This window comes from Mesorhizobium waitakense, assembly GCF_056431085.1.
The window spans coordinates 107,633-132,050 of the sequence record NZ_JBWKME010000127.1 but is presented as its reverse complement, the minus strand read 5'-3'; the positions used below and the strand labels follow the sequence as shown (position 1 = coordinate 132,050).

The window sequence follows — 24,418 nt, the reverse complement described above, 5'->3', positions numbered from 1 at the left end:
GTCAACGGCAGCTCAATTCGCCTTGCGCAACGCACAGAAGTAAAATCCGTCGGTGCCGCTCAGCGCCGGCGACAGCGAGATGTCGCCTGCCGGACCGATCCGCGCGGCCGCCTGATGGCCAGGAAAACGACTGTCCCACAGCGCACGATGGTCGACCGGGACAAAGCCGCTGTTGCGCTCTCTGAAGGCCGCGACCTGTTCGCCATTCTCCTCGTCGAACACCGAGCAGGTGATGTAGACCAGCAGGCCGCCCGGTTTGACGTAGACTTTGGCCGCTTCGAGGATCGCCGACTGCTCGCCCTTGCGGGCGTCGAGCTGTCTCTGCGTCAGCCGCCATTTGGCATCGGGACGGCGCCGCCAGGTGCCGCTGCCGGTGCAAGGCGCGTCGACCAGCACGATGTCCATATGGCCCTCGAGCGGGGCGAGTTCAGCCGGCTTGGTGACGACCTGGACATTGCGGTTTTCCGAGCGGCGGATGCGGTCGAAGATCGGCGCCAGCCGCGCCTTTTCGGCATCGTGGGCGAAGATCTGGCCACGATTGTCCATCGCGGCCGACAGCGCCAGCGTCTTGCCGCCGGCGCCGGCGCAGAAGTCGAGCACCTGCATGCCGGCTTCGGCCCCAGTAAGGGCGGCCGCCACCTGCGAGCCTTCGTCCTGGACCTCGAACCAGCCTTTCTGAAAAGCCGGCTCGGCTTGCACGTTCGGATGCCTGCCGTCGCCATCGATCGGCGGGATACGGATGCCTTGCGGCGTGATTGCGGCAGGCTTCGCGCCGGTTCCCGTCAGTTCGGCCAGTACCTTGTCGCGGTTGGCCTGCAACGTGTTGACCCTGAGGTCGAGGGGCGGGCGCGTCGCCAGGGCCGCCCCCTCATCAGCCCAGGTCGCGCCGAAGGTCTTCTCGAAAAGCGGCGCGCACCAATCCGGTATGTCGGCCCGCACCGCGTCCGGCGCGTCGGCCAGCCGGCGTTCGGCAATTGCCTGCAGCTCGGCGGCGGTCAGCAGCGGTGGCGCGAATTTGTCACCCTCGAGCGCCTCGTTGAGCGACTGCGCCGTCTGGCCCCATTCGAGCAGCAGCGCGCCGAAGCCGATGGCGCGCGGCGTGTCTTCGCCGAGCAGCCAGCCGGCGGAACGCCTGCGGCGCAAGGCGTCATAGACGATGTTGCCGATCGCGGCACGGTCGCCGCCGCCGGCGAAGCGGTGCGACAGGCCCCAATCCTTCAGCGCGTCGGCAACCGGCCGATGGCGCCGGCCGATGTCTTCCAGCACTTCGATGGCTGCCGCCAGCCGTCCGCCCAGTCGCATTCGTCATTCCACCAATCGAGTACATTGTCTTCGGGCCTGCTCATAGAGCCTTTCACGTCCGGAATGAACCCCCGCTTCCGTCCCGCGAGCCGACGCAATCCTAACCCGGCCGCCAAACCTACAAGACCAGTAGATGTCCTTGGCTCGCGGCACGGATCGATCAATAGATGAAAGATCTCTAATGTTCGCAACTGGCGCCTGCAAGCACGGCTTGTGGCGCAATCGCTCTGCTTCCCAAGTTTTTCCGTTGGGAATACTCTTGCCGCCATGATTCGCGGCGTAGAAAACGCGGACCGGCGGATCGTTACGAGGAGAGGGCAATGAAGACTTACCTGGCGGAAGTTCTAGGCACATTTCTGTTGGTGTTCATCGGAACGGCTTCTGTGGTGACGGGCGGCTTCGGCGGTGCGCTGCCGCTTGGCCAGGAAGGCATCGGTCTGGCATTCGGCATCGGCCTCATTGCGGCGGCCTATGCGATCGGTCCCATCTCGGGCGCGCATCTCAATCCGGCGGTGACGCTGGGTGTCTTCCTTGCCGGCCGGCTGCCGGCCAAGGACGTCATCCCCTACTGGATCGCGCAGGTCATCGGCGCCATCCTCGCTTCGCTGGCATTGTGGATCATCGTCTCCGGCCAGGCCGGCGGACACACCGGCGGCTTCGGCGCCAATGGCTGGGACGTGGCCAAATGGGGCGTCAGCTCGGCCTTCCTGTGGGAACTGATCGGCACCTTCACCTTCGTCACCGTGATCCTCGGCGTGACCGCTGAAAAGCACTCGACCGCCTTTGCCGGGCTGGTCATCGGCCTGACGCTGGCAGGGTTGCACTTCGCCATCATCCCGGTGACCGGTACGTCGCTCAATCCGGCCCGCTCGATCGGCCCGGCGCTGTTTTCCGGCAGTGCTGCGATCGGCCAGCTCTGGCTGTTCATCGTCGCACCGTTGATCGGCGGCGCCATCGCCGGCGTCGTCGCCAAGGCACGCGTCTTCGAGAAAGACTGAGTTTTGGACGCTTGAATAAGGAAAGGCGCGGGCCGTGGCCCGCGCCTTTTTTTGCCGACCCTGCCGCGTCCCAACGACAGGGCCATACCTCGCTCGCCGCTTTCGCACGCTTGGTCGAGCGCGCGGGGGGAACTCGCCTATAGCTTTCTAAAGAAGCCGGACAGAATATTCGGACCCGCTTCGCCGGGCCGCAGTCTGATTCCGTCCTCGAAGCAGTTCAGTGTCACGCACTGGAAGCCGCTGTGTGCGAGGAGTGCCACCAGCGAGTCACGGTCGAAGTGGTGCAGGTGCTCGTTGGGGAGTCGCATACGCCACGTCCGGAACCACGCGTCGCCGTCGGCGCCGAGCTCGCGCCAGCGGCAATAAGGGACGGCGACGGCCAGGTAGCGGGCCTGAAGGCGGTCGAGGAAACCCAGATCCGGGATGTGCTCCAGCACGTCGAACATGGCGACGAGATCCCACGAACTGGCGAGCGCCTCATCCCAATCGACAAAGCGGACGCCCTTGGGCAGCGGGAACCTGGCAATGTCGCAGCCGGCGCAGTCGGCGACCCCGGTTACTTTCGCGGCTTCGACGAATGTGCCCGTGCCATATCCAATCTCCAGCACGGACCGAGGAATCTCGCCGGTGATTCCCAGCACCCAGCCAAGTCGCTGATATCCGAGCTTGATGGTCCGGTCACTCAGGTCCTCGTAGTAGGAAATGTATTGCTTGTCGTATTTGATCGGGGTGAAGTCGATCTGGTGGATCACGCCAAACCCGTCCACCTCGTAATTGTCCAACATCAGCGCGCGGCCTCCGATTCCGAATTCACAGCCAACCGCGGATCTGGGCGAAAATCGGTCATGGTACGAATATAAGAAATATATACGTGAAAAATACCACGATATGGACCATTCCAGTCAAGAATGTTGTTCTTTCGGTACTAAAACTCACGTTGCATATGAAGAGTGCTAAAACTAGAAGTACTGCGTCAGTCGATGGAAGCCCAAGGGTTAAGCCTCTCCCAGTCAGCAGGCTGGCGGCTGCGACCGCAGGTATTGTCAAACCAATTGTAGCGCATGCGGAACCCATCGCAACGTTCAAGCCGCGTTGCAGCTCATTGTGAAGTGAAGCGCGAACCGCCGAAATGGCCTCCGGCATCAAAACCAACCCGGCGATCAATGCTCCCACAATACTGTCGGATTGAGTCACCTGGTAGGCAACGAGCGTATCTTCAACACTTGCGGCGACTTGCTCGGCGAGCATGACAATTCCAATCAGCCCGATCAACAGGAGCAAAGTGCTGACAGAGACGCTTTCGTGAGGGGCGGTCCGCATCGAAGCGTCGTGTTCTTGTCCTTGGACGAAGTCGTCTCGGTGCCGGACAGTCTGAGCGAACACAAAACTTGCATATAGCAGCACTGAAAGCACGCTTACGAAGCCAAGTTGAGCGCCTGAAAATGTGCCGGGGCCCGTAGTTTGTGTGTAGGTTGGCAGAATAAGCGTCATGACGGTCAGCGCGGCCAGAACCGCCAAATATGCGCTGGTCCCTTGTCGAACAATTGCCTGCTTGCGATGACGCCAGCCGCCAAGCGCGAGACACATGCCGACAACCCCGGTAGATGTAATCATCATCGTTGAAAAGACGGACTCACGTGCAAGCGTGGGGTTGTTCTCTCCATGCAGCATCATGGAAACGATGATCGACACTTCGATTGCCGTCACGGCAAAAGTCAGCACCAACGTGCCGTAGGGTTCTCCTACACGCCGAGCCACCGCCTCTGCGTGGTCGAGCACCACGAAAATGGTGGTGAACATAATCGCACTCGAAAGCGCTCCGACAAGGATCCTGACGCTCAGCGAACCTTCATCCACCGACAGCCCGCTTGCCCTGACTGCGACAGCCATCATCAAGGCGGCCAAGGGCATCGCATAAGAGGTGACCGATCGTTGGAAAACACTCATTCAAGCCCCCATGCGCCTGCGAAACTTGCGGAAAACCCATGGGGAGCACCTTCGCCAATGTCCGGCAGACCCCCCATTCGACCCTCACAAACAACGTCAGCCCGCGGCTCCAAACGATGCCGCGGGATCGCGACCTTGGCTGCATTCAAAATCGAAGCACTGCTCCCCTTACGCCGTCTTCTGCTTCACCAGCCCCAGTTCCTTGACCATCGCCTCGCGCATCAAAAACTTCTGCGGTTTGCCGGTCACCGTCATCGGCAATTCGGTGCGGAAGCGGATGTGGCGCGGGATCTTGTAATGGGCGATCTGGCCGGCGCAGAAGGCCTTGATCTCCTGTTCGGTGGCGATCTGGCCTGGCTTGAGCACGATCCAGGCGCACAGCTCCTCGCCATATTTTGGGTCTGGAATCCCGAACACCTGCACTTCCCTGACCTTGGGATGGCGGTAGAGGAATTCCTCGACCTCGCGCGGATAGACGTTCTCGCCGCCGCGGATGACCATGTCCTTGACCCGGCCGACAATGTTGCAATAGCCCTCGGCATCGATGGTGGCGAGATCGCCGGTGTGCATCCAGCCATCGGTGTCGATCGCCTCGCGGGTCTTCTCGATGTCGTCCCAATAGCCCTTCATCACCGAATAGCCGCGCGTGCACAATTCGCCCGGCGCGCCGACGGCGACGGTGGCGCCGTCGGCATCGACCGCCTTGACCTCGACATGGGGGTGGATGCGGCCGACCGTCGAGACGCGTTTTTCCAGCGGGTCGTCGACGCCGCTTTGGAACGACACCGGACTGGTCTCGGTCATGCCGTAGGCGATCGTCACTTCTGACATATGCATCAGCGACACCACTTTCTTCATCACCTCGATCGGGCATGGCGAGCCGGCCATGATGCCGGTGCGCAGGCTGGAGAGATCGAAGGACTGGAAATCCGGATGATCGAGCAGCGCGACGAACATGGTCGGCACGCCATAGAGCCCGGTGCAGCGCTCATTCGCCACCGCTTTCAGCGTGGCGCCGGCATCGAACCCCTCGCCCGGGAAAACCATGGTCGCGCCCTTCGACACGCAGCCCATCGTGCCCATCGACATGCCGAAGCAATGATAGAGCGGCACCGGGATGCACAGCCGGTCGTCGACGGTCAATTTGATCGCCGAGGTAACGAAATTGCCGTTGTTGACGATGTTGTTGTGGGTTAGCGTCGCGCCCTTGGGTGCCCCTGTCGTGCCTGACGTGAACTGGATGTTGATGGCGTCGCCGGGCTTCAGCCCCTCCGAGATGCGGTCGAGGCTGTCATGCTCGTCGCGCCCGGCCATGGCCAGCACATCACCGAAATTGAACATGCCGGGCGAGTTGTCCTCGCCCATGCGGATGACAATCTTCAGCGCCGGCAATGCCTTTGCCTTGAGCTTGCCGGGGGTGGCGGTCGCGATCTCCGGCGCCAGCGTCTCGATCATGCCGAGATAGTCGGAGGTCTTGAACTTGACCGCCGTCACAAGCGCCTTGCAGCCGACCTTGTTCAAGGCATAGTCGAGCTCGGTCAGCCGATAGGCCGGGTTGATGTTGACCAGGATCAGGCCGATGCGCGCGGTGGCGAATTGCGTCACCAGCCATTCCCATCGGTTGGGCGACCAGATGCCGACGCGATCGCCCTTTTCAAGGCCCAGCGCCAGAAAGCCGGCGGCCAGCGCATCGACCGTGTCCGACAGTTCGCTCCAGGTGAAGCGCTTGTCCTGGTCGACGAAGACCGCGGCATCGAGCGTGGCGTATTTGCTGGCGGTGTCGGAAAACAGCGCGGGAATGGTCTTGTTGAGCAGCGGCGTCGAGCGCTCGCCGGAAACATGCGCCTTGCCGTCGACGGGTGCTACGAAGACATCGCCATTGCGCGATCCACGCGCGCGCAAATTGGTGGCATTCTTCAGCTCGTCGAGATTGATCGGCATCGCTGTCTCCTCCCAGGACTGGTCGAGCCTATCAGCCTGCCGGGATGGTGGAAATCCCGTCGATGGTACTGGAGGGCATCCTCAGCTGACGATGGCCGCCATCTTCGCGGCCACATCGCGCAGCAGCGCCTCATCCGCCGCCGCGCGCGTCTTTTTTGACGCCACCAGACAGGCCTGCGAGCGCAAAACCAGGCCGTCGCCGAGCACCTTGAGATGATTGGCGCGCAGCGTGGAGCCGGTGGTGGTGATGTCCACGATGACATCGGCCAGGCCCGCCGCCGGCGCCCCTTCGGTCGCACCGAGGCTCTCGACGATGCGATAGACCTGGATGCCGTGTTTTAGCGAGAAGAACTGCTGCGTCAGCCGCCAGTATTTGGTGGCGATCCTGAGCCGCCGGCCATGGCGCTGACGAAAATCGGCGGCGACATCGTCAAGATCGGCCATGGTGTCGACGTCGAGCCAGATGTCGGGCACGGCGACCACGACATCGGCATTGCCGAAGCCGAGACGGGCGACGATTTCGGCGCGGGTTTCCCAGTCGGCAAGGTTCTCGCGCACCAGGTCTTCACCGGTGATGCCGAGATCGACCGCGCCCTGGCCGATCTCGCCAGCAATCTCGGAAGCCGACAGGAAGGCGACTTCGATGCTTTCCGAACCTTCGATGCGGGCGCGATAGGAACGCTCATCGCCGGGCAGGTTGACGGCGAGCCCAGCCTTGGCCAGTACCTCCAGCGCCTGCTCCTTGAGCCGGCCTTTCGACGGGATTGCCAGGGTGATCATGGCTTGGTCTCCCGCAATCCGGGCTCCCGCAATGCGTCGATGCGATCGAGCCAGACGGAAAAGCCGACGCCGGGGATCGGCGTCTTGGCGCCAAGCAGCGTCAGCAGCCGGTCATAACGGCCGCCACCGACGAGCGGCCGTTCGCCATCTTGCGCCGCGATTTCAAAGACCAGGCCGGTGTAATAGTCGAGCGGACGGCCGAAAGCGGCGTCGTAGCGGATCCTTGCCGTCGGCAAGCCATGCGCTTCGATCGCCTTGGCGCGGGCGGCGAAATTCTCCAGCGCGGCGCCCAGTGAGAGCCCGGCAACGTCGGCGAAGGTCGCCAACGCCTGGGCCGCGCCATCGAGCGGCACGTCGATCGCCAGAAAACCTTTCAGCGCCGCGAAGGCCTCGTTCGACAGCCGCACGCTGCGCAATTCAGCCTTCTCGATCAGCCGACGTGCAATGTCGGCCGGCGAGCGGCCGGCGGAGGCCGACAGGCCGGCCTCCTCCATGCCACTGGCGATGTGCGCGGACAGACCTTCGAGATCGCCGTCGAGGACGAGCGCGGCGACCGGACCGGAGAGCTGGCCGTTGCGTGGCGGGTTGGCGAGATCGGCGAGCGCCACCTGCAGCATCGGCGCCGAGCCGAAGGCGCGGGCAAGACGCATGCGCCAGCCGCGCGGCAGGCCAAGGGCTGCCAGCACCGCCTCGAAAATGGTCTGGTCCCCGAGCGTGATCGCCAGCGCCTGGCCGGGCAGCACCAGGGCAAGCAGCGCATGCGCGTCGGCCAGCGAGCGGGCATCGGCTTCGGCAGTGTCGCGATCGCCCAAATCCTCGATGCCGGCCTGGAAGAACTCGTTGCCGCCTTCGCGGCGCTGGCGAAACACCTCGCCGAGATAGGAATAGCGGCGGGGCGTGCCGGCCTGCGACCTTATGTGGTCGAGGCAGACCGGAATGGTGAACTCGGGCCGCAGGCACAGCGCCTGACCGGTCTCGCTTTCGGTGAGAAAAATGCGCCGGCGCAAGTCTTCACCGGCCATGTCGAGGAACGGATCGGCCGGTTGCAGCACGGCGACTTCGACCGCATGCGTGTTGCGCTTGGCGAAGAGGTTGATGATGTCGGCTGATATGGCGGGGTAGCGGGAGGTCATTGATCGGATGGGCGCGAGGCGCCCCCCTCTGGCCTGCCGGCCATCTCCCCCTCAAGGGGGGAGATTGGATGTCGCGTAGCCTTTCGCCAATCTCCAGCGTTGAAGAAGAGGCGCCGAGCCTCAAGCCGGCAATCTCCCTCCTTGAGGGGGAGATGGCCGGCAGGCCAGAGGGGGGTGTTCAAGCGCCACCTTTGGCGCGATCGGCGGCCTGTGCCGCCAAGATCTTCTTCACCTCGGCGACCAGCTCGCCTTCCGCAACCGTCACCTGGGCCGGGCGCGCGGCGCGCCATTCGGCGTTGTCTGATATTTCGGCCGACATGCGCGCGCCTTCGATCAGGTCCTTGATCTGCAGCTCGCCCTTGGCGCGCTCGTCGCCGCCCTGGATGATTGCGACCGGGCAGCCGCGCCGGTCGGCGTATTTCAGCTGCGCCTTCATGCCGGCGCCGCCGAGATACATTTCGGAACGGATGCCGGCAGCCCGCAGCGCCGCCACCATTCTCTGGTAGCGGCCGAGGCTGTCGGTGTCCTTGTCCATGACCAGCACGACGACCGGCGCGATCACGTCCGCGCTGTCGAGCTTGCCGAGGTTCTTCAGCGCGGTCATCAGCCGGGAGACGCCAATGGAGAAACCGGTCGCCGGTACCGGCTCGCCGCGAAAGCGCGAGACGAGACCATCATAACGGCCGCCGCCACCGACAGAGCCGAAGCGGACAATATGGCCGTCCTCATTGGGAATCTCGGCCAGCAGTTCGGCCTCGAAGACCGGGCCGGTGTAGTATTCTAGGCCACGCACGACGGAACGGTCCATGGCGATGCGGTCTTCGGCGTATCCCGCTGCCCGGACCAGGGCTTCGATCGTCGAGAGCTCGCCAACGCCTTCCTGGTAGACCGCATTCGTGCTGACGCTGGAATCCTGGCCGGCTTGTGCATTCCTCGCTGTCGCGCGAAGAACCGCCTCGGCTTGTCCGTCATTCAACCCGGCTCCCTTGGCGAAGTCGCCCTCGCCTTCCTTGCCGCCATCCCAACGCCCCGGCCCAAGCAGAAGTCTCACGCCTTCAGGCCCCAACTTGTCCAGCTTGTCGATCGCCCGCAGCACCGTCAGCCGGCGGCCGACATTGTCGTCGCCGCCAAGGCCGATCGCCTCCAACACGCCGTCCAGCACCTTGCGGTTGTTGACGCGGATGACGTAGTCGCCGCGCTTGATGCCGAGCGCTTCCATCACGTCGGCCATCATCATGGCCATCTCGGCGTCCGCGGCCACGCCCGGCGTGCCGATCGTGTCGGCGTCGAACTGCATGAACTGGCGGAAGCGGCCGGGGCCTGGCTTCTCGTTGCGGAACACCCAGCCGGAGCGATAACTGCGGTAGGGTTTTGGCAGGCGCTCGTAGTTCTCGGCGACGAAGCGCGCCGTCGGCGCGGTCAGGTCATAGCGCAGCGACAGCCACTGGTCGTCATCATCCTGGAAGGAGAACACGCCTTCGTTCGGTCGGTCCTGGTCGGGCAGGAACTTTCCCAGCGCATCGGTGTATTCGATCAGCGGCTGGTCGGCCGGTTCGAAACCATAGAGCTCATAGACCGAGCGGATCGTCGCCATCATCTTCTCGACGGCGCGGATGTCTTCGGCGCTGCGGTCGGCAAAACCGCGCGGCAGCCGCGCTTTCGTCTTTTCCGATTTGTCGGCCATGGAATGGGTACTCGGTGTTTCGTGGCGCTGTGCGATAGGAAATTTCCTATTTCCGCAGCGCGCGTGTCCTAACCGATGCAGCTTTGTGCGGCAAGGGTTTGCCGCCGTGCCTCTCCCTGCCGGGAGAAGGCAGAGCCGAACCGCCCTCGAAACAAAACCGCACCAAAAATGAAACAATCCCGCCATGGGTGCGGCATCGTGCCGACACAATCGCAGCCGATAAGTCGCGCCGACACGAAGGGGTTCGGGCCATGACCAGCACAGCGAGATTCCATGCCATCGACGGCGGCGCAGGCGACTTGCCCGCGCGCCTGCGTCCAGCCGACATCCTCGCCCAGAAAATGGTCAGCCAGGCCGCCGGTCCATTCGAGATACCGGCTGACACCGGCAAGGGACCATCCATGCGCGACGCATTGATGACCGGCCTGCTGGTGATCTACCCGACCGTGGCCACGGTGGTGGCGATTGTCGCCGGGCTTTTCCTGGCCAGCGCCAACGGCACCTGAAGGTACCCACCCGCGCCTTCGGGCGACTCACCAAAAGGGATGCAAGCGCCGCTACTTCGGCCGCTTGAAAGCCTTTCGCTCTTTCTCGACTTGCTTGCGGCAGACGCAGCCCTCGAGATGGTCGTTGACCAGGCCCATGGCCTGCATGAAGGCGTAGACCGTGGTCGGGCCGACAAAGCTCCAGCCGCGCTTCTTCAGCTCCTTCGATATCCGAACCGAGACGGCGGTGGTCGGGTTGGCGCGCAGATGGGCGAGGTCGACGATTTCGGGACGCTCGTCCTTGCCGGGTTCGAACCTCCAGAACCAGGCCGCCAGCGAGCCGAATTCATCGGCCATTTCGCGGGCGCGCTTGGCGTTGTTGATGGTCGAGACGATCTTGCCGCGATGACGGATGATGCCGGCATTGCCAAGCAGGCGCTCGACATCCTTGTCGGTGAAGGCGGCGACCTTGTCGAATTCGAAATTGACGAAGGCCTCGCGAAAATTCTCCCGCTTGCGCAGGATGGTGAGCCACGACAGGCCCGACTGGAAACCCTCGAGGCAGATCTTTTCGAACAGCCTGCGGTCGTCCGCCACCGGCCGGCCCCATTCATGATCGTGGTAATGCAGATAGTCGGGCAGATTGCCGTGCCAGAAGCAACGCGCGATACCGTCGGGGCCGGCGAGCAGGCCGGTGTTTTCTTTTTCCATAGCCAAAAATCCGTCCGTTAACACGCCTTTGCGCTGCATTTACTGCGGCTTTACCAGATTCCTGAACCCAGCGGTAACCACACCAAAAGGTTTACTGACAACAGCGCATTTTACGCATTTCGATTCATGTTTCGGTTGCTGCTTGCGCGCCAATGATCGCCAAACCGGGGGCGTTTCCACCCGGTTGTATCAGACGATCAAGGTGCGTTCCGATGAAGACAGTTCTGTTTCCCGTGCTCGGCGCCGTGGCTGTGTTTGCCTCGGGCGTCACGCCTTCAACCGCCGGCGATCGCTACGCCGACAGGCCGCCGGTTATGGTGAGCCCCGACCTTTCCGCCCCCTGGGTGCTGCAGCTTGGACATGCGCCCGGCATCGTTCGCCAGAACCGCCAGGTCGTGCAGCAGCCGCGCCTGCGCTACGCTCAACCGGGGCAGCCTGACCGGGTGCAGACGGCGGCCGTGCAGCCGCCTTCCAAGCGGATGGTCATGCGTCCGCAGATCAACCCGATCTACCTGCCGCAGGAAGTCGCCTATGACGGCCCGCAGAAGCCGGGCACGATTGTCATCGATACGACCCAGAATTTCCTCTTTCTGGTCGAGAAGAACGGTAAGGCACGGCGCTACGGCGTCGGCACCGGCAAACCCGGCTTCGAATGGTCGGGCACGCACAAGATCACCAACAAGCGCGAGTGGCCGGACTGGCGCCCGCCGGCGCAGATGATCAAGCGCGAGGCCGCCAAGGGCCGCTACCTGCCGACCTATCTGGCCGGCGGCATGGAGAACCCGCTCGGCGCACGCGCGCTCTATATCGGCACGACCGAATATCGCATCCACGGCACCAACCAGCCGTGGACAATCGGCGGCGCGGTGTCGTCCGGTTGCATCCGCATGCGCAACGAGGACGTGGTCGACCTCTATGAACGGGTCAATGTCGGAACCACGGTCGAGGTGATATAGTTCCGGCGGCGAATCACTTGGCCGGCAGAGCACCTCGCTTTTGGCGGCCAGTCTGAAGATACGGGGGACGGGCCGAATGGGGATGCGGCCAGTCAGGAAGGGCAGCACGGGAAACCGCGCTGCCCTTTCCGTTTCGACCGGAGCCTGAGGGTCAGCGAGACATTCCCTGGTCGGCACGTCGCGCAAAAAGCATGACGGTTCGCTTTCGCGCTGCCCTTGGTGATGTTCTTTTGCTATGTCGGCGGCAACCAAGCAAAAGAGTTCACCCATGTCCCTGTCCGACGACAGCCGCTATCTCAAGGGCGGCCCGGTTGCCCAGCGCATCATTGCCGCCGTGCGCGAGGACGCAGCGATCGCCAAAGCCGAGGGTTTTCCGCCCAAGCTGATCTCGATCACCGTCGGCGATACCGCGGCGGTGGATGTCTACGTGCGCAACCAGCGCGCCAAGGCGCAACTGGCCGGCATCGATTTCGAGGAACGGCGCTTTCCCGCCACCATCACATCAGGCGAACTCGAAGCGGCCATCCACGGCCTGAACGCCGATCCGCGCGTCACCGGCATCATCATCCAGCGGCCGGTGCCGGCGCATATCCCGGTCAGGACGCTGCAGGCGGCGGTGCATCCGCTCAAGGATGTCGAGGGCATGCATCCAGTCTCGATCGGCAACATCGTCTACAACCAGCTCGACCTCGCGCCTTGCACGGCGGCCGCTTCGGTCGAACTGCTGAAGGAAACCGGACTCGACCTTAAGGGGCTGGAAGTGGTCATCGTCGGCCATTCCGAAATTGTCGGCAAGCCGATCGCCTTCCTGCTGATGAGCGAAGGCGCGACGGTGACGGTCTGCCACCACATGACGCGATCGGTTGCCGCGCATGCGCGTCGCGCCGATGCGCTGTTCGTCGCCGTCGGCAAGCCGCGGCTGATCAAGGCCGACATGGTCAAGCCGGGTGCGGCGGTCATCGACATCGGCATCAATTCGGAGATCGGGCCTGACGGGTCCAGCCGTATCGTCGGCGACGTCGACACCGAAAGCGTGCGCGAGGTCGCCTCCTGGATCACGCCGGTGCCGGGTGGCGTCGGCCCGATCACAGTGGCGATTCTGCTGCGCAACACGATGGTGGCGCTCAGCCGGCAGCGCGCGCTCTATGAAGCGACCTACGGCACGGTTGACAGGCTGGCGGCCGAGTAAGCACCGAGACGAGCCCCAGGGCCTACTCGGCGGCGATCAGGCTGTCTTCCGCAACACCTTCCGGTGTTGGCCCGCCATAAGCCCAGTCGAGCAGCTTTATCGTGTGCACCACCGGCATCTTCGCCGCGGACGCGATCTGCGTGATGCAGCCGATGTTGCCGGTGGCGACGATCGAGGCCCCCGTCGCCTCGATGTTTTTCACCTTGCGGTCGCGCAGCTTGGCCGAAATCTCGGACTGCAGGATGTTGTAGGTGCCGGCCGAACCGCAGCACAGATGGGCCTCGCGCGGTTCGCGCACGATGAATCCGGCCTTGGTCAGCAATTCCTTCGGCTGGCGGGTGATCTTCTGGCCGTGCTGCATCGAACAGGCCGAATGATAGGCAACGACCGTGCCCGGCTTGCGCACCGGGTCGGGCAGGTCGATGCCGGCCAGATACTCGGTGATGTCCTTGGCCAGCGCCGACACCCGCGCGGCCTTGTCGGCATAGGCCGGATCAAGACGGAGCATGAAGCCATAATCCTTGATCGTCGTACCGCAGCCGGATGCGGTGATGACGATGGCATCGAGCCCGCCTTGTTCGATGGCGCGCGTCCAGGCGTCGACATTTTGCCTCGCCGAGGCAAGCGCAGCCTGTTCCCGACCCATATGATGGACCAGCGCGCCGCAGCAGCCCTCGCCCGGCGGCACCACGACGTCGACGCCGAGCCGCGTCAGCAGCGAGATCGTCGTCTCGTTGATGGCGGGATCAAGCACCGATTGCGCGCAGCCGGTGAGGATGGCGACGCGGCCTTTTTTGGCCCCTTGCCCGGCATGGATACCCGGCGAGGCCATCGGTGACGTTTTGGGGATCGATGCCGGGGCGAGCTTGAGCATCGCGCCAAGCGGCTTCAGCGCTTGGACCTTCCCGAACAGGCCAATGAACGGCTTGCCCAGCCTCGCCAGCCTGAGTGCTGCGCGAAAGCGCGCGGGATAGGGCAGCACGAAGGCGAGCATGGCGCGGGTCAGGCGGTCGAGCAGCGGTCGCTTGTAGGTCTCCTGGATGTGGGCACGGGCATGGTCGACCAGATGCATGTAGTTGACGCCCGAAGGGCAGGTGGTCATGCAGGCAAGGCAGGACAGGCAGCGGTCGATATGGGTGACGATCTCCTTGTCGGCGGGCCGGCCGTTCTCCAGCATGTCCTTGATCAGGTAGATGCGCCCGCGCGGCGAATCGAGCTCGTTGCCGAGCGTGACATAGGTCGGGCAGGTGGCGGTACAGAAGCCACAATGCACGCACTTGCGCAGGATCTTCTCGGATTCCGCGACATGCGGATCGGCAAGCTGGGCAAGCGAAAAATTGGTCTGCATCGCGTTCTAGTCCTAGGCCATGCGGCCGGGATTGAGGATGTTTCTTGGGTCGAATTCCTGCTTCAGCCGCGCGCTAAGTGCGGCTAGCGCCGGCGCCTGCGGCTCGAAAACCGGCAGGGCAGCGCGATGGGAAGGGGCGGCGCGCACCAGCGTCGCATGGCCGCCGGAATGTTTTCTCAACAGCCCGCGCAGCAAAGCGGCTTCCGGTTCGCCCTCTTCCATGCGCAACCACACCAGCCCGCCCTGCCAATCATAGTACGCGCTGACGGCGGCCTGCATGCGCAGCGTCAGAACCATCTGGTGGCCCTGTCCCGGCGTCATCGACACACGCCAGACCGGTTTCTCGGTGCCGTCGGCGAAGGGTCTGCAATCGCGCACATCGCGCCAAATGGCGATTGAAGCCTCGCCGGAAATCTCCTCCAGCGGTCCAGCCTTGCCGAGCAGCGTTTTCAGAGCGGCGATGCGATAGGCGACGGAAGGGCCAAAACCTTCGACGCGCAGCAACGTCGCGGCCTCGCTGCCAAGCGTGCCGCCGGCGACGCGCGCGGCGATGCGCTCCGGCAGATGGGCAGCGCTCGACACTTCGGCGCTTGAGCCGAGCGCCAGCGCCATGGCGGCGGCGGCGGCATCGTCGAGCAGGCCGCGGACAGCGAGCGTGACCTCGGTCTCGGCGGCGGGCAGCACCTTGAAGGTGACATCCGTGAACGCGGCCAGCGTGCCCCAGCTGTTGGCCATCAGTTTTGACAGATCGTAGCCGGTGACGTTCTTGACCACGCGGCCGCCGGATTTGAACGCCTCGCCACGGCCGGAAACGGCATTGATGCCCAGGATATGATCGCGCGCCGCGCCCGCCTTCAGCCGGCGCGGGCCGGAAAGGTTCGCCGCAAGCACACCGCCGATGGTGCCTTTGCCAGGCTCGCCACCAAGCAGCGGGCCGTAGTCCATCGGCTCGAAGGCAAGCTGTTGGCCGTTTTCCGCCAGCAGTGTTTCGATGTCGGCCAGCGGCGTGCCAGCCTTTGCCGACAGCACCAGTTCGGAGGGTTCGTAAAGCGTGACGCCAGTGAGTTGCGACAAATCAAGCGTGTGCTCCGTCTGCAGCGGACGGCCAATGCCGCGCTTGGAGCCGTGACCAAGGATTTCAAGCGGCGACTCTTCCGCCACCGCCCAGGCGACGGTGGACAGGACTTGGTCTGACGTGGTCGGGGTGAAAATCGTCAAAGCCTGTGCTCCCTGAGCTTTTCGAGCACGGCTTCGCCTCTCGGCGACAGCCGATAACCGACCTCGAGGCTCTCGGTCAGGCCGAGTTCCTTGAGCTTGCGGACATCCTGCTTGAACTTCGGCGTCTCAACGCCAACCATTGCAGCCAGCTCAGCCGCCCGCACCTCCGGGTGGGCGCCAATCGTCCGCAGGATCGACGGGAAGTGGCCCGGTTCCGCCTTGTCCCAGCGCGCAAATCGTGCGGTCAGGGCGTGCCAATCCGCGTCGGAAAGCGAGGCCTCGCCACGCAAGGCAACGCGTTCGTCGAGTTCGAGACCGTTGAGTTCGATGCGGTAGACCGGGGTGCCGTCATCGGAGCCCAGCATCTCCTGAAGAGCTCCGAGTGCCGGAAAGCCGGCCGCGGTTGCGTCCCTTTCCGTCAGTGCGGACATGTCCACGATCGCAATATCGCCTATCAGAACGACGCCCGACGCCGTCCTCACCCGCCCGCCGGCCTTGACCGCCGGCCGCTTCCAGCGGCGGAACGCGAGCGTCACTTCCTTGCGCGCAATTTTGTCTAGCGAGGATTGTTTGAACAGCAACTCAAACCTCACTCGGGTATTGGGCGAAGCCTGCGCCAAACAGAGGTGTGGAGATGCCGCGATCCTTCCCACCCCCCTCTGTCCTGCCGGACATCTCCCCCGCAAGGGGGGGAGATCAGATTGTCACCACGGCTTTCGCAAATTCCTTTGGTTGAAGGATAAGCACCAGCATTGCGGCCAGCCAATCTCCCCCCTTGCGGGGGAGATGTCCGGCAGGACAGAGGGGGGTGTTCAAGCGCCGACATTCCCCCTCAAAACCTCGGAATGTCCGGAAACGGCAGCTTGCCGCCGGAAATGTGCATGCGGCCGAGTTCGGCGCAGCGGCGAAGCTGCGGGAAGACCTTTCCCGGGTTGAGCAGATGGTTGGGGTCGAAGGCGCATTTGACCCGCATCTGCTGGTCGAGGTCGATCTGGTTGAACATCTCCGGCATCAGGTCGCGCTTCTCGACGCCAACGCCGTGTTCGCCGGTGAGCACGCCGCCGACCTTGACGCAGAGCCGCAATATGTCGGCGCCGAAGCTTTCGGCCTTGTCGAGTTCGCCCGGCACATTGGCGTCGTAAAGGACCAGCGGATGAAGATTGCCGTCGCCGGCGTGAAAGACATTGGCGACGCCGAGACCGTATGTCTCCGACAGCTCACGCATGCCGGCGAGCACGCGCGGCAGTTCCTTGCGCGGGATGGTGCCGTCCATGCAGTAATAGTCCGGCGAGATGCGGCCGACCGCCGGAAAGGCCGCCTTGCGGCCGGCCCAGAAGCTCAACCGCTCCTGCTCCGATTGCGAGATGCGGCAGGTGGTCGAACCGTTCTTGTAGGCGATAGCTTCGACAAGGCCGATCAGGTGATCGACCTCGACGCTCGGCCCGTCGAGTTCGACGATCAGCAGCGCCTCGACATCCAGGGGATAGCCGGCATGGACGAAATCTTCCGCGGCATGGATCGCCGGCCGGTCCATCATTTCCATGCCGCCCGGAATGATGCCGGCGCCGATGATGTCGGCGACGCACTGGCCGCCCTGCTCGCTGGTCGGAAAGCCGATCAGCAGGGCGCGTGCGGTCTCCGGCTTTTTCAGGATGCGCACGGTGACTTCGGTGACGACGCCGAGCAGCCCTTCGGAGCCGGTCATGACACCGAGCAGGTCGTAACCTTCCGCATCGAGGTGACTGCCGCCGAGCCGCACCACCTCGCCATTCATCAGCACCATCTCAATGCCGAGCACATTGTTGGCGGTGAGGCCGTATTTCAGGCAGTGCACGCCGCCGGAATTTTCTGCCACATTGCCGCCGATCGAGCAGGCGATCTGGGAGGATGGATCGGGGGCGTAGTAGAAGCCCTCCTGCTCGACGGCGGTGGTGATGCCGAGATTGGTGACGCCCGGCTGGGCGACGACGACGCGGTTGGGGAAATCGATCGCCAGGATGCGGTTGAAACGGCTCATGACCAACAGCACCGCGTCTTCCAGCGGCAATGCGCCGCCAGACAGCGAGGTGCCGGAGCCGCGCGGCACGACGCGAATGTTGCGGTCGTTGCAGTATTTCAGCACGCGGGAAACCTGCGCCACCGTCTGTGGCAGCACGACGACCAGCGGCAGCTGCCGATAGGCGGTCAGGCCATCACTCTCGAAGGCCCGCATGGAATTGGCGGCGTCGACAACGCCCTCGCCCGGGACGATAATGCGCATGTCGGCGACGATCTCGTCGCGCCGGCGCATCGTGGCGTCGTCTGGTTTCGGCATGGCCAGGCCGGACATCTGCAGCCTCGTTTTGCTTGACTGGTCAAAATCTTTTACCAGTGAAGCGCGGTGGTTGCAAATCCCGCTTTGGCGGAAAGTCCAAAGTCACCGCCGGACAGGCTTCCGCAGCGGCAATGTGCCGCTGCGGGTACAGCCCTATTCGCCCGCCGGCTTGCCGGGTTCGGAATGCATCCGGCGCACGCGGCGCACGCCCCACCACACCAGCAGAATGGCGACGGGTACCGAGGCGGCGGTGACGACCTCCGGCGCGAAGGCATGGCCGAAGATCGAGGCGCCCTTGGCGACATAGCCGACGAGGCCGACCACATAATAGGAGACGGCGGCGACAGAGAGGCCTTCGACGGTCTGCTGCAGGCGCAGTTGCAGGCGGGCGCGATTGTTCATCGACGCCAGCAGGTCGCGGTTCTGCTTCTCGACCTCGACATCGACCCAGGTGCGCAGCAGCGTCGTGGCGCGGGTCAGCTTGCGCGACAGATTGGCCTGGCGCTCCTCGACCGAACGGCAGGTGCGCATGGCCGGTGCGACGCGGCGCTGCAGGAACCCACCCCAGGTGTCGTAGCCGGGCACGGCTTCTTCGTCGAGCGCCTCCAGCCGTTCGACGACGATGCCGTCATAGGCGCGGCTGGCGCCGAAACGGTAGAGGCTCGACGCGGCGTCCGCTTCCAACTCGGCGGCAAGCTCGGTCAGGTCGGCCAGCAGCGTCTGGCTGTCGCGGGTTTCGGCGACCTTCATTTCCAGCGTGGTCTGCGCCAGCCTGTCCTCGATGCGGCGCGCGCGGCCGGACAGGGTCAGCGCCAATGGCAGGCCAAGCATGGCCAGCATTCGGTAGGTTTCGATGTCGATTAGCCGTTGCGACAGCGCCCCGGTTCGCGCCGGCGTCAGGCCGCGGTCGAGCACCAGCATTCGGGTCATGCCGTCGCCATCCTGGCGGAAATCGGTGACGATGGCGGCGTTGCCGCGTTCGACCAGCGAATAGCACAGGCTGGTCGGGTCGAAGCCGGCGATCAGCCGCTCACTCGCTTGCGTCCACTTGCGGATTTCGAGCCTGATCCCCGAGATGACGGTTCCCGGCGGGGAAAACCCGTTGCCGAACGGCGAGTCCTCCAGCGCCCTGCCGCTTTCGGAGAGCGGGCCTTCCCACAGATAGGTCGAGAATTCCGTGTGCCGCTCCCAGCGCAGCGAGCCCTTGCCCCACTTCATGGCGTGGTGGCGGGCCTGGCGGTCGGGCGCGGCAATGCCCAGACGCCGCGATAGTTCGGACAGCACCGCATGGTCGACACCGGATCCGCCCTCGGTCATGAAGGCGAGTTGCACCAGGACACGCGGCTTTTCGATCAGCGGATGCGGCCGGGCATGGACCTCGCCAAGCGCACCGGGCCGGCCCTCATGCGCGGGAAAACCCATGACGCTGCCCTTGGCGCGCGGCTGGAACTCGAGATTGGACGGGTCGTCTGACACGGCTTGTCCCCCGGGGTTCTCTAGACCCTCTTACATTGCGTCCCTCTAGGGCCAATGGCCAGATGACGCAAACAGCAAAGTTTAGCTGAAGACGATATGGCGTCAGGCGTCAAAATCGACCCGCTTCGACCAATTGGATAAATAATTTGACCAGTTGGCGACGCAGGCTTTATCCTGCACGACAGCGGTTCACCTTCCAGGCATTCTGTTGAGCGACATTTTTTCCAGGATCGAGCATTCGCGCACCGCCGACGAGGTGGTGCAGCAGATCGAGAGCCTCATCCTGGAAGGCGTGCTGCGCACCGGCGACCGGTTGCCGGGCGAGCGCGAGCTCGCACGCCAGTTCGACGTGTCGCGGCCGATCCTGCGCGATGCTCTCAAGGCGCTCGAAGGGCGCGGCCTTTTGACGACCAAGGCCGGCGGCGGCACGCATGTCGCCGACATCATCGGCCAGCTGTTCACCAAGCCGGTGGCCGACCTGATCTCGATGCATCGCAAAGCGGTGGCCGACTACCTGGAATACCGCCGCGAGATCGAGGGCGTCGCGGCTGAGTATGCGGCGCGACGCGCCACGCCGGAGGATCTGGCGCTGCTCGACCGCATCATGGCGCGCATGGACGAAGCGCACCGGACCGGCGATTTCGACGACGAAGCCGAAATCGATGTCGAATTCCACCACGCGATCTGCGAGTGCGCGCACAACATCCTGCTCTTGCACACGCTGCGCTCCTGCTACCGGCTGTTGTCGGAAGGCGTGTTCCAGAACCGGCTGCTGGTGTTCACCGTGCCCGGCGCGCGCGACGCGCTGCTTGCCCAGCACCGGGCGATCCATGCCGCGGTGAAGGCCGGTGACCCTGCGGCCGCGCGGCAAGCGGCGATGGACCACATGATCTATGTCGAGCGGTCGATGGCCGAGGCCGAGCGCAGCGGCGACTGGCAACGCGTCTCGCGGCTGAGGCTCAGGCAACGTTCTGAAGGGGCCAGATGAAACCACACGCAGACGCTCCCAGGACTGATAAGCGGGGACCCTCATGAGCCAAATCCTCACAATCGCCGATCTCAAGGACCTCGCGCGCCGGCGCGTGCCAAAAATGTTCTTCGAATACGCCGATTCCGGCGCCTGGACTGAAAGCACCTACCGGGCCAACGAGGAGGATTTCGCCAAGATCAAATTCCGCCAGCGCGTGCTGGTCGACATGAGCAACCGCTCGCTGGAATCGACCATGATCGGCGAAAAGGTGACAATGCCGGTGGCGCTGGCGCCGACCGGCCTGACCGGCATGCAGCATGCCGATGGCGAGATGCTGGCGGCGCAGGCGGCCGAGGAGTTCGGCGTGCCGTTTACCCTGTCGACGATGAGCATCTGCTCGATCGAGGACGTCGCCTCGGTGACCAGGAAGCCATTCTGGTTCCAGCTCTATGTGCTGCGCGACAAGGATTTCGTGCTCGACCTGATCGACCGGGCAAAGGCGGCGAAGTGCTCGGCGCTGGTGCTGACGCTCGACCTGCAGATCCTCGGGCAACGCCACAAGGATGTCCGCAACGGACTTTCGGCGCCGCCCAGGATGACCCTGGCCAACGTCGCCGACATCGCCATTCGCCCGCGCTGGTGGATGGGCATGGCCGGCACCAAGCGCCGCACCTTCCGCAACATTGTCGGCCACGCCAAGGGCGTCGGCGACGTCGCCTCGTTGTCCTCGTGGACGACCGAGCAGTTCGATCCGCATCTGTCGTGGAAGGATGTCGCCTGGATCAAGGAACGCTGGGGCGGCAAGCTGATCCTCAAGGGCATTCTCGACAAGGAAGATGCGCTGATGGCGGCCAAGACCGGCGCCGACGCCATCATCGTCTCCAACCATGGTGGGCGGCAACTCGATGGCGCGTCGTCTTCGATCATGGCGCTGGAGGAGATTGCCGACGCGGTCGGCGACACGATCGAAGTGCACATGGATGGCGGCATCCGCTCCGGCCAGGATGTGCTGAAGGCGCTCTGCCTCGGCGCCAAGGGTACCTATATCGGCCGGCCATTTCTTTACGGCCTGGGTGCGCTCGGCAAGGAAGGAGTTACCAAGGCATTGGAAATCATCCGCAAGGAGATGGACATCACGCTGGCGCTGTGCGGAAAGCGTCTGGTCACCGACATGGGCAAGGACCAGCTCCGGCGCTAAGTCCGTGACAGCCTGACCACGGAGACCGCGCAGAGTTGGCAGAACCCGGCATCCATTTTCTCGACGCGCATGGGCCGGAAGGTGTGCGTCTTTATGCGATCGGCGACGTGCATGGCCGGCTCGACCTGCTGGCCGCCATGCATCAGCGGATCGAGGATGAGATCGAGCGGGATGCGCCTGCCGACTGGCGCGTCATCCATCTTGGCGACTATGTCGACCGTGGACCGGACTCCAAAGGCGTCATCGACTTCCTGATCGAGGCGCGAGAGCGCGATCGGCGGCATGTGATGCTGGCCGGCAACCACGACGTCGGCTTTCTCGACTTTCTCAAGAAGCCCGACCCGGAAGGGCTTTTCATCCGTTTCGGCGGCATCCAGACGGCGCTGTCCTACGGCGTGGCGATCAGTGAAGGCACCAGCATGTGGTTCGGCAAAGCCGAGGCCGCCGTGCGCAAAGGACATGAATCCCTGGTCGAGGCGGTGCCGCAAACCCATATCGATTTTTTGCGGTCGCTGCGGCTTTCGCTGACGCTCGGGGATTTCTTCTTCTGCCATGCGGGCATCAGGCCGGGTATCGCGCTGGCAAGGCAAAACCCGCAGGATCTGATGTGGATCCGCGACATCTTCCACAATTATCCGGGCCTGTTCCCGAAGATCGTGGTGCACGGGCACACGCCGGTGCCGGAAGCGGAAGTGATGGCCAACCGCGTCAATGTCGACACGCTTGCCTGGCAATCAGGCATGCTTAGCGCGCTCGTCGTCGACGGCCCGGACAAACGCATCCTGACGATCACGATCAAGGAGGCTGGGACGACGAAGGGAGCTTGAGCGCGGCGCGTCCAGGGACGCGAAAAACGCTCCGGCTTTTAGCGAAGCGAGGCGGTGACGCCGTAGCCGTCGACGGCGTTGTGGTTGTTGGCTGCGTCGGCGGAATAGATGCCGAGGCCGCACAGCACGATGGCGGACAACATGGCAAAGGACAGAAGCGCTGCTTTCACGGACGTCATCTCTTGTTGAGCTTGCTGCATCTGTGCACCAGGCGGTTACCAATGCGTTGAAACGGAGAATTCGCTTCAAAGTTTCGACGATTTCGCGCTTCTAGGCGCGTTCTGTATCGACGGTGTGTCGCGCGGGTCACACCAAAGGTTCACCGCGGTTGCACAGCCGACGCAGAGCGCGCGCCTTCTAGGATGACGGGCGGACACAAGCCAAGGATGAAAGGGGTTTTCCCCAGGCGGTTTCACCGCCGCGTGCCAATTATGTCACGCGGCAGGGCGCCGAGGGAGGACGCTCAGATCGTCGCCACCCAGGCGCGGGCGATGGCCAGGCCGGCAGCGTCGGCATCAGGCCCGTTGCGGGCCATTTCTCCCTCAAGCTTGTCAGCCCAGTCGGGATGGCGCGCGGCGATGGTCGGCGCAAATGACGTGCTCCAGTCCTGCACCATCGGCCGGTCGGCCTCGAAATGGAACTGGAAGCCGTAGACGGCACGGCCGACGCGAAACGCCTGGTTCTCGGCGACATCATTTCCGGCAAGCCGCACGGCGTTTTCAGGCAGCACGAACGTGTCGTCGTGCCACTGGAAGATCGGGAATTCTTCCGGCAACGTGCCCAGCACCGGATCGGCCTTGGCGTCCGGCGTCAGCGACACGCCGTGCCAGCCGAACTCGTTGGCTCCACCGATGCGGTTCTCGCCGCCGAAAGCGCGGGCAACGAGCTGGCTGCCGAGGCAGATGCCGAGCACGGCACGGTCCTTGTCGGCGAAATCGCGGGTCAGTTCGAGCAGAGCCGGGAAATAGGGGTAGTCGTCATCGTCCAGCGCATTCTGGCCACCGCCGAGCACCACCAAGGCATCGTGCCCGCCAGCATCATCCGGCAGGGGATCGCCCTTGTAGGGCAAACGCAGATCAAGGTCGGCGCCCGCTTCCGCCAGAGCCGCGCCTACCTGGCCAAGACCGGTATTGTCGAAGTTCTGGACCACCAGCACCCGCATCGCAAAACCCTGCTGACATGAAAATGATGCGAGGAGCGATATCATGCCGCCAGCATTGCAGCCAAGATGCGTGTTGCGGGAGAAAACTATGCCACTGCAGAACCGGGTCGATCCGTTCGGCGCCATCCACGCCGCGCCCGAGCGCGGGCTGTTCACCGGAAATCGCGGCATCATCCACGATCCCGAGACAAAGACGCTGCTGAAAAGGCGCTGGGCGCTTCCGGCCTGGATCATCTGCGTCTGCCAATTCCGCGACGTCCGGCGCGAGCCGATGGGCCGCAACCGGAAGAGCGACGACCATTTGGGTGGCAAAGCCGGTTGGACGGAGCTGTTCTTCCTCGACGAGGTGACGGCGCTGGCGGCCGGGCATCGCCCCTGCTTCTTTTGCCAGCGCGAACGGGCCAAGGATTTCGTCGGCCGCTTCGGCGAAGCCTTCGGCATTGCCGAGCCACGCGCGCCGCAGGTCGACAAGCGGCTGCACAAGGAGCGGCTGGCGTCCGGTGGCAAGCCACCGATGCTGGCCCTCGAGAACCTTGCCGGTCTTCCCGACGGCGCGATGGTTGCTGATGGCGGCAACGCCTATGCCTTGCGCGGCGGCAAGGCGCTGCGCTGGTCCTTTGCCGGATATGGCCCACCCGCTGATTTCAGCCTCATCGAAGGCAAGGTGCTTGCGCTGCTGACGCCGGCCACGACGCTCGCCGTCCTGCAGCATGGCTTTCGGCCGGTGTGGCATCCGACCGCCGAGGCTTGACGCCGGCGGGCGGCTCGCTCATTCCTCG

Annotated in this window: 23 protein-coding genes; 8 read left to right on the top strand and 15 right to left on the bottom strand. The window is 64.0% G+C overall.

Going from position 1 to position 24,418, the window contains the following annotated elements:
- Positions 1 to 12 precede the first annotated feature (12 nt).
- The gene (locus tag AC07FD_RS26515) at positions 13 to 1,302 is read right to left on the bottom strand and encodes an RsmB/NOP family class I SAM-dependent RNA methyltransferase (protein WP_478352251.1); all 1,290 of its coding nucleotides are present in this window, start codon (positions 1,300 to 1,302) and stop codon (positions 13 to 15) included.
- A gap of 320 nt (positions 1,303 to 1,622) precedes the next feature.
- On the opposite strand from AC07FD_RS26515, the gene AC07FD_RS26510 reads away from it, so the two are divergent.
- Entirely contained in the window at positions 1,623 to 2,300 is a 678-nt protein-coding gene (locus AC07FD_RS26510) for an MIP family channel protein (protein WP_478352250.1), read from the top strand.
- Between the two features lie 137 nt (positions 2,301 to 2,437).
- On the opposite strand, the gene AC07FD_RS26505 is transcribed toward AC07FD_RS26510, so the two are convergent.
- From AC07FD_RS26505 to hisS, 6 genes are all read right to left on the bottom strand, one after another.
- A complete protein-coding gene (locus AC07FD_RS26505; protein ID WP_478352249.1) occupies positions 2,438 to 3,085 on the bottom strand; it encodes a class I SAM-dependent methyltransferase in 648 nt (215 codons plus the stop codon).
- Positions 3,086 to 3,143: 58 nt separating this feature from the next.
- Complete coding sequence (locus tag AC07FD_RS26500; protein ID WP_478352248.1) at positions 3,144 to 4,247, bottom strand: calcium:cation antiporter; 1,104 nt, start codon at positions 4,245 to 4,247, stop codon at positions 3,144 to 3,146.
- A gap of 168 nt (positions 4,248 to 4,415) precedes the next feature.
- A complete protein-coding gene (locus AC07FD_RS26495; protein ID WP_478352247.1) occupies positions 4,416 to 6,188 on the bottom strand; it encodes an AMP-binding protein in 1,773 nt (590 codons plus the stop codon).
- A gap of 81 nt (positions 6,189 to 6,269) precedes the next feature.
- Positions 6,270 to 6,968 carry an ATP phosphoribosyltransferase gene (gene hisG / locus AC07FD_RS26490; protein WP_478352246.1) on the bottom strand — a complete coding sequence of 233 codons (699 nt, stop codon included), beginning with the start codon at positions 6,966 to 6,968 and terminating at the stop codon, positions 6,270 to 6,272.
- Complete coding sequence (locus AC07FD_RS26485) at positions 6,965 to 8,101, bottom strand: ATP phosphoribosyltransferase regulatory subunit (RefSeq protein ID WP_478352245.1); 1,137 nt, start codon at positions 8,099 to 8,101, stop codon at positions 6,965 to 6,967. Before AC07FD_RS26485 ends, hisG begins: the two co-directional genes overlap by 4 nt.
- A gap of 178 nt (positions 8,102 to 8,279) precedes the next feature.
- Entirely contained in the window at positions 8,280 to 9,785 is a 1,506-nt protein-coding gene (gene hisS, locus AC07FD_RS26480; RefSeq protein ID WP_478352244.1) for a histidine--tRNA ligase, read from the bottom strand.
- 251 nt (positions 9,786 to 10,036) lie between these two features.
- Between hisS and AC07FD_RS26475 the strand changes: the two genes are divergently transcribed.
- Positions 10,037 to 10,291, top strand: coding sequence for a hypothetical protein (locus AC07FD_RS26475; RefSeq protein ID WP_478352243.1), 255 nt, complete (start codon positions 10,037 to 10,039; stop codon positions 10,289 to 10,291).
- A 51-nt stretch (positions 10,292 to 10,342) separates the two neighbouring features.
- Here the strand turns inward: AC07FD_RS26475 and AC07FD_RS26470 are convergent, their stop codons facing one another.
- Entirely contained in the window at positions 10,343 to 10,981 is a 639-nt protein-coding gene (locus AC07FD_RS26470; RefSeq protein WP_478352242.1) for a DNA-3-methyladenine glycosylase I, read from the bottom strand.
- 212 nt (positions 10,982 to 11,193) lie between these two features.
- On the opposite strand from AC07FD_RS26470, the gene AC07FD_RS26465 reads away from it, so the two are divergent.
- Together AC07FD_RS26465 and AC07FD_RS26460 are read left to right on the top strand one after the other, a co-directional pair.
- A complete protein-coding gene (locus AC07FD_RS26465) occupies positions 11,194 to 11,937 on the top strand; it encodes a L,D-transpeptidase (protein WP_477399003.1) in 744 nt (247 codons plus the stop codon).
- A gap of 268 nt (positions 11,938 to 12,205) precedes the next feature.
- Positions 12,206 to 13,126 carry a bifunctional 5,10-methylenetetrahydrofolate dehydrogenase/5,10-methenyltetrahydrofolate cyclohydrolase gene (locus tag AC07FD_RS26460; protein ID WP_478352241.1) on the top strand — a complete coding sequence of 307 codons (921 nt, stop codon included), beginning with the start codon at positions 12,206 to 12,208 and terminating at the stop codon, positions 13,124 to 13,126.
- 22 nt (positions 13,127 to 13,148) lie between these two features.
- Here AC07FD_RS26460 and glcF read toward each other — a convergent pair whose 3' ends face one another.
- The 5 genes from glcF to AC07FD_RS26435 all read right to left on the bottom strand — a co-directional run bounded on the left by glcF (position 13,149) and on the right by AC07FD_RS26435 (position 19,482).
- On the bottom strand, positions 13,149 to 14,474 hold the full coding sequence (glcF, locus tag AC07FD_RS26455; RefSeq protein ID WP_478352240.1) for a glycolate oxidase subunit GlcF: 1,326 nt from the start codon (positions 14,472 to 14,474) through the stop codon (positions 13,149 to 13,151).
- Between the two features lie 12 nt (positions 14,475 to 14,486).
- Entirely contained in the window at positions 14,487 to 15,692 is a 1,206-nt protein-coding gene (locus tag AC07FD_RS26450; protein ID WP_478352239.1) for an FAD-binding protein, read from the bottom strand.
- Positions 15,689 to 16,273, bottom strand: a complete 585-nt coding sequence (locus tag AC07FD_RS26445; protein WP_478352238.1) for an ASCH domain-containing protein — start codon at positions 16,271 to 16,273, stop codon at positions 15,689 to 15,691. The genes AC07FD_RS26450 and AC07FD_RS26445 overlap by 4 nt, the downstream gene beginning before the upstream one ends.
- Before the next feature lie 251 nt (positions 16,274 to 16,524).
- Entirely contained in the window at positions 16,525 to 18,021 is a 1,497-nt protein-coding gene (locus AC07FD_RS26440; protein WP_478352237.1) for an FAD-linked oxidase C-terminal domain-containing protein, read from the bottom strand.
- Positions 18,022 to 18,159: 138 nt separating this feature from the next.
- Positions 18,160 to 19,482, bottom strand: a complete 1,323-nt coding sequence (locus tag AC07FD_RS26435; protein WP_478352236.1) for a DUF3422 family protein — start codon at positions 19,480 to 19,482, stop codon at positions 18,160 to 18,162.
- 208 nt (positions 19,483 to 19,690) lie between these two features.
- On the opposite strand from AC07FD_RS26435, the gene AC07FD_RS26430 reads away from it, so the two are divergent.
- Genes AC07FD_RS26430 through AC07FD_RS26420 form a run of 3 tightly spaced genes read left to right on the top strand, consistent with a single transcriptional unit; the run spans position 19,691 to position 22,477 of the window.
- Entirely contained in the window at positions 19,691 to 20,470 is a 780-nt protein-coding gene (locus tag AC07FD_RS26430; protein WP_457151378.1) for an FCD domain-containing protein, read from the top strand.
- 43 nt (positions 20,471 to 20,513) lie between these two features.
- Positions 20,514 to 21,650: an alpha-hydroxy acid oxidase gene (locus AC07FD_RS26425; protein ID WP_478352235.1), complete on the top strand. Its 1,137-nt coding sequence runs from the start codon at positions 20,514 to 20,516 to the stop codon at positions 21,648 to 21,650.
- Positions 21,651 to 21,685: 35 nt separating this feature from the next.
- Complete coding sequence (locus AC07FD_RS26420; protein WP_478352234.1) at positions 21,686 to 22,477, top strand: metallophosphoesterase; 792 nt, start codon at positions 21,686 to 21,688, stop codon at positions 22,475 to 22,477.
- A gap of 38 nt (positions 22,478 to 22,515) precedes the next feature.
- Here AC07FD_RS26420 and AC07FD_RS26415 read toward each other — a convergent pair whose 3' ends face one another.
- Both AC07FD_RS26415 and AC07FD_RS26410 read right to left on the bottom strand, forming a co-directional pair.
- On the bottom strand, positions 22,516 to 22,647 hold the full coding sequence (locus AC07FD_RS26415; RefSeq protein ID WP_257784452.1) for a hypothetical protein: 132 nt from the start codon (positions 22,645 to 22,647) through the stop codon (positions 22,516 to 22,518).
- A gap of 293 nt (positions 22,648 to 22,940) precedes the next feature.
- On the bottom strand, positions 22,941 to 23,639 hold the full coding sequence (locus AC07FD_RS26410; protein ID WP_478352233.1) for a type 1 glutamine amidotransferase: 699 nt from the start codon (positions 23,637 to 23,639) through the stop codon (positions 22,941 to 22,943).
- A gap of 88 nt (positions 23,640 to 23,727) precedes the next feature.
- Between AC07FD_RS26410 and AC07FD_RS26405 the strand changes: the two genes are divergently transcribed.
- The gene (locus AC07FD_RS26405; protein WP_478352232.1) at positions 23,728 to 24,390 is read left to right on the top strand and encodes a hypothetical protein; all 663 of its coding nucleotides are present in this window, start codon (positions 23,728 to 23,730) and stop codon (positions 24,388 to 24,390) included.
- Positions 24,391 to 24,418 lie beyond the last annotated feature (28 nt).

What these genes read in the sequence shown, in the direction of transcription:
- glcF (WP_478352240.1), bottom strand. Translation starts at nt 14,474, where the DNA reads ATGCAGACCAATTTTTCGCTTGCCCAGCTTGCCGATCCGCATGTCGCG.
- AC07FD_RS26425 (WP_478352235.1), top strand. Translation starts at nt 20,514, where the DNA reads ATGAGCCAAATCCTCACAATCGCCGATCTCAAGGACCTCGCGCGCCGG.
- AC07FD_RS26440 (WP_478352237.1), bottom strand. Translation starts at nt 18,021, where the DNA reads ATGTCCGGCCTGGCCATGCCGAAACCAGACGACGCCACGATGCGCCGG.
- AC07FD_RS26460 (WP_478352241.1), top strand. Translation starts at nt 12,206, where the DNA reads ATGTCCCTGTCCGACGACAGCCGCTATCTCAAGGGCGGCCCGGTTGCC.
- AC07FD_RS26500 (WP_478352248.1), bottom strand. Translation starts at nt 4,247, where the DNA reads ATGAGTGTTTTCCAACGATCGGTCACCTCTTATGCGATGCCCTTGGCC.
- AC07FD_RS26495 (WP_478352247.1), bottom strand. Translation starts at nt 6,188, where the DNA reads ATGCCGATCAATCTCGACGAGCTGAAGAATGCCACCAATTTGCGCGCG.
- AC07FD_RS26410 (WP_478352233.1), bottom strand. Translation starts at nt 23,639, where the DNA reads ATGCGGGTGCTGGTGGTCCAGAACTTCGACAATACCGGTCTTGGCCAG.
- AC07FD_RS26485 (WP_478352245.1), bottom strand. Translation starts at nt 8,101, where the DNA reads ATGACCTCCCGCTACCCCGCCATATCAGCCGACATCATCAACCTCTTC.
- AC07FD_RS26405 (WP_478352232.1), top strand. Translation starts at nt 23,728, where the DNA reads ATGCCACTGCAGAACCGGGTCGATCCGTTCGGCGCCATCCACGCCGCG.
- AC07FD_RS26465 (WP_477399003.1), top strand. Translation starts at nt 11,194, where the DNA reads ATGAAGACAGTTCTGTTTCCCGTGCTCGGCGCCGTGGCTGTGTTTGCC.
- AC07FD_RS26470 (WP_478352242.1), bottom strand. Translation starts at nt 10,981, where the DNA reads ATGGAAAAAGAAAACACCGGCCTGCTCGCCGGCCCCGACGGTATCGCG.
- AC07FD_RS26515 (WP_478352251.1), bottom strand. Translation starts at nt 1,302, where the DNA reads ATGCGACTGGGCGGACGGCTGGCGGCAGCCATCGAAGTGCTGGAAGAC.
- hisG (WP_478352246.1), bottom strand. Translation starts at nt 6,968, where the DNA reads ATGATCACCCTGGCAATCCCGTCGAAAGGCCGGCTCAAGGAGCAGGCG.
- AC07FD_RS26475 (WP_478352243.1), top strand. Translation starts at nt 10,037, where the DNA reads ATGACCAGCACAGCGAGATTCCATGCCATCGACGGCGGCGCAGGCGAC.
- AC07FD_RS26505 (WP_478352249.1), bottom strand. Translation starts at nt 3,085, where the DNA reads ATGTTGGACAATTACGAGGTGGACGGGTTTGGCGTGATCCACCAGATC.
- hisS (WP_478352244.1), bottom strand. Translation starts at nt 9,785, where the DNA reads ATGGCCGACAAATCGGAAAAGACGAAAGCGCGGCTGCCGCGCGGTTTT.
- AC07FD_RS26510 (WP_478352250.1), top strand. Translation starts at nt 1,623, where the DNA reads ATGAAGACTTACCTGGCGGAAGTTCTAGGCACATTTCTGTTGGTGTTC.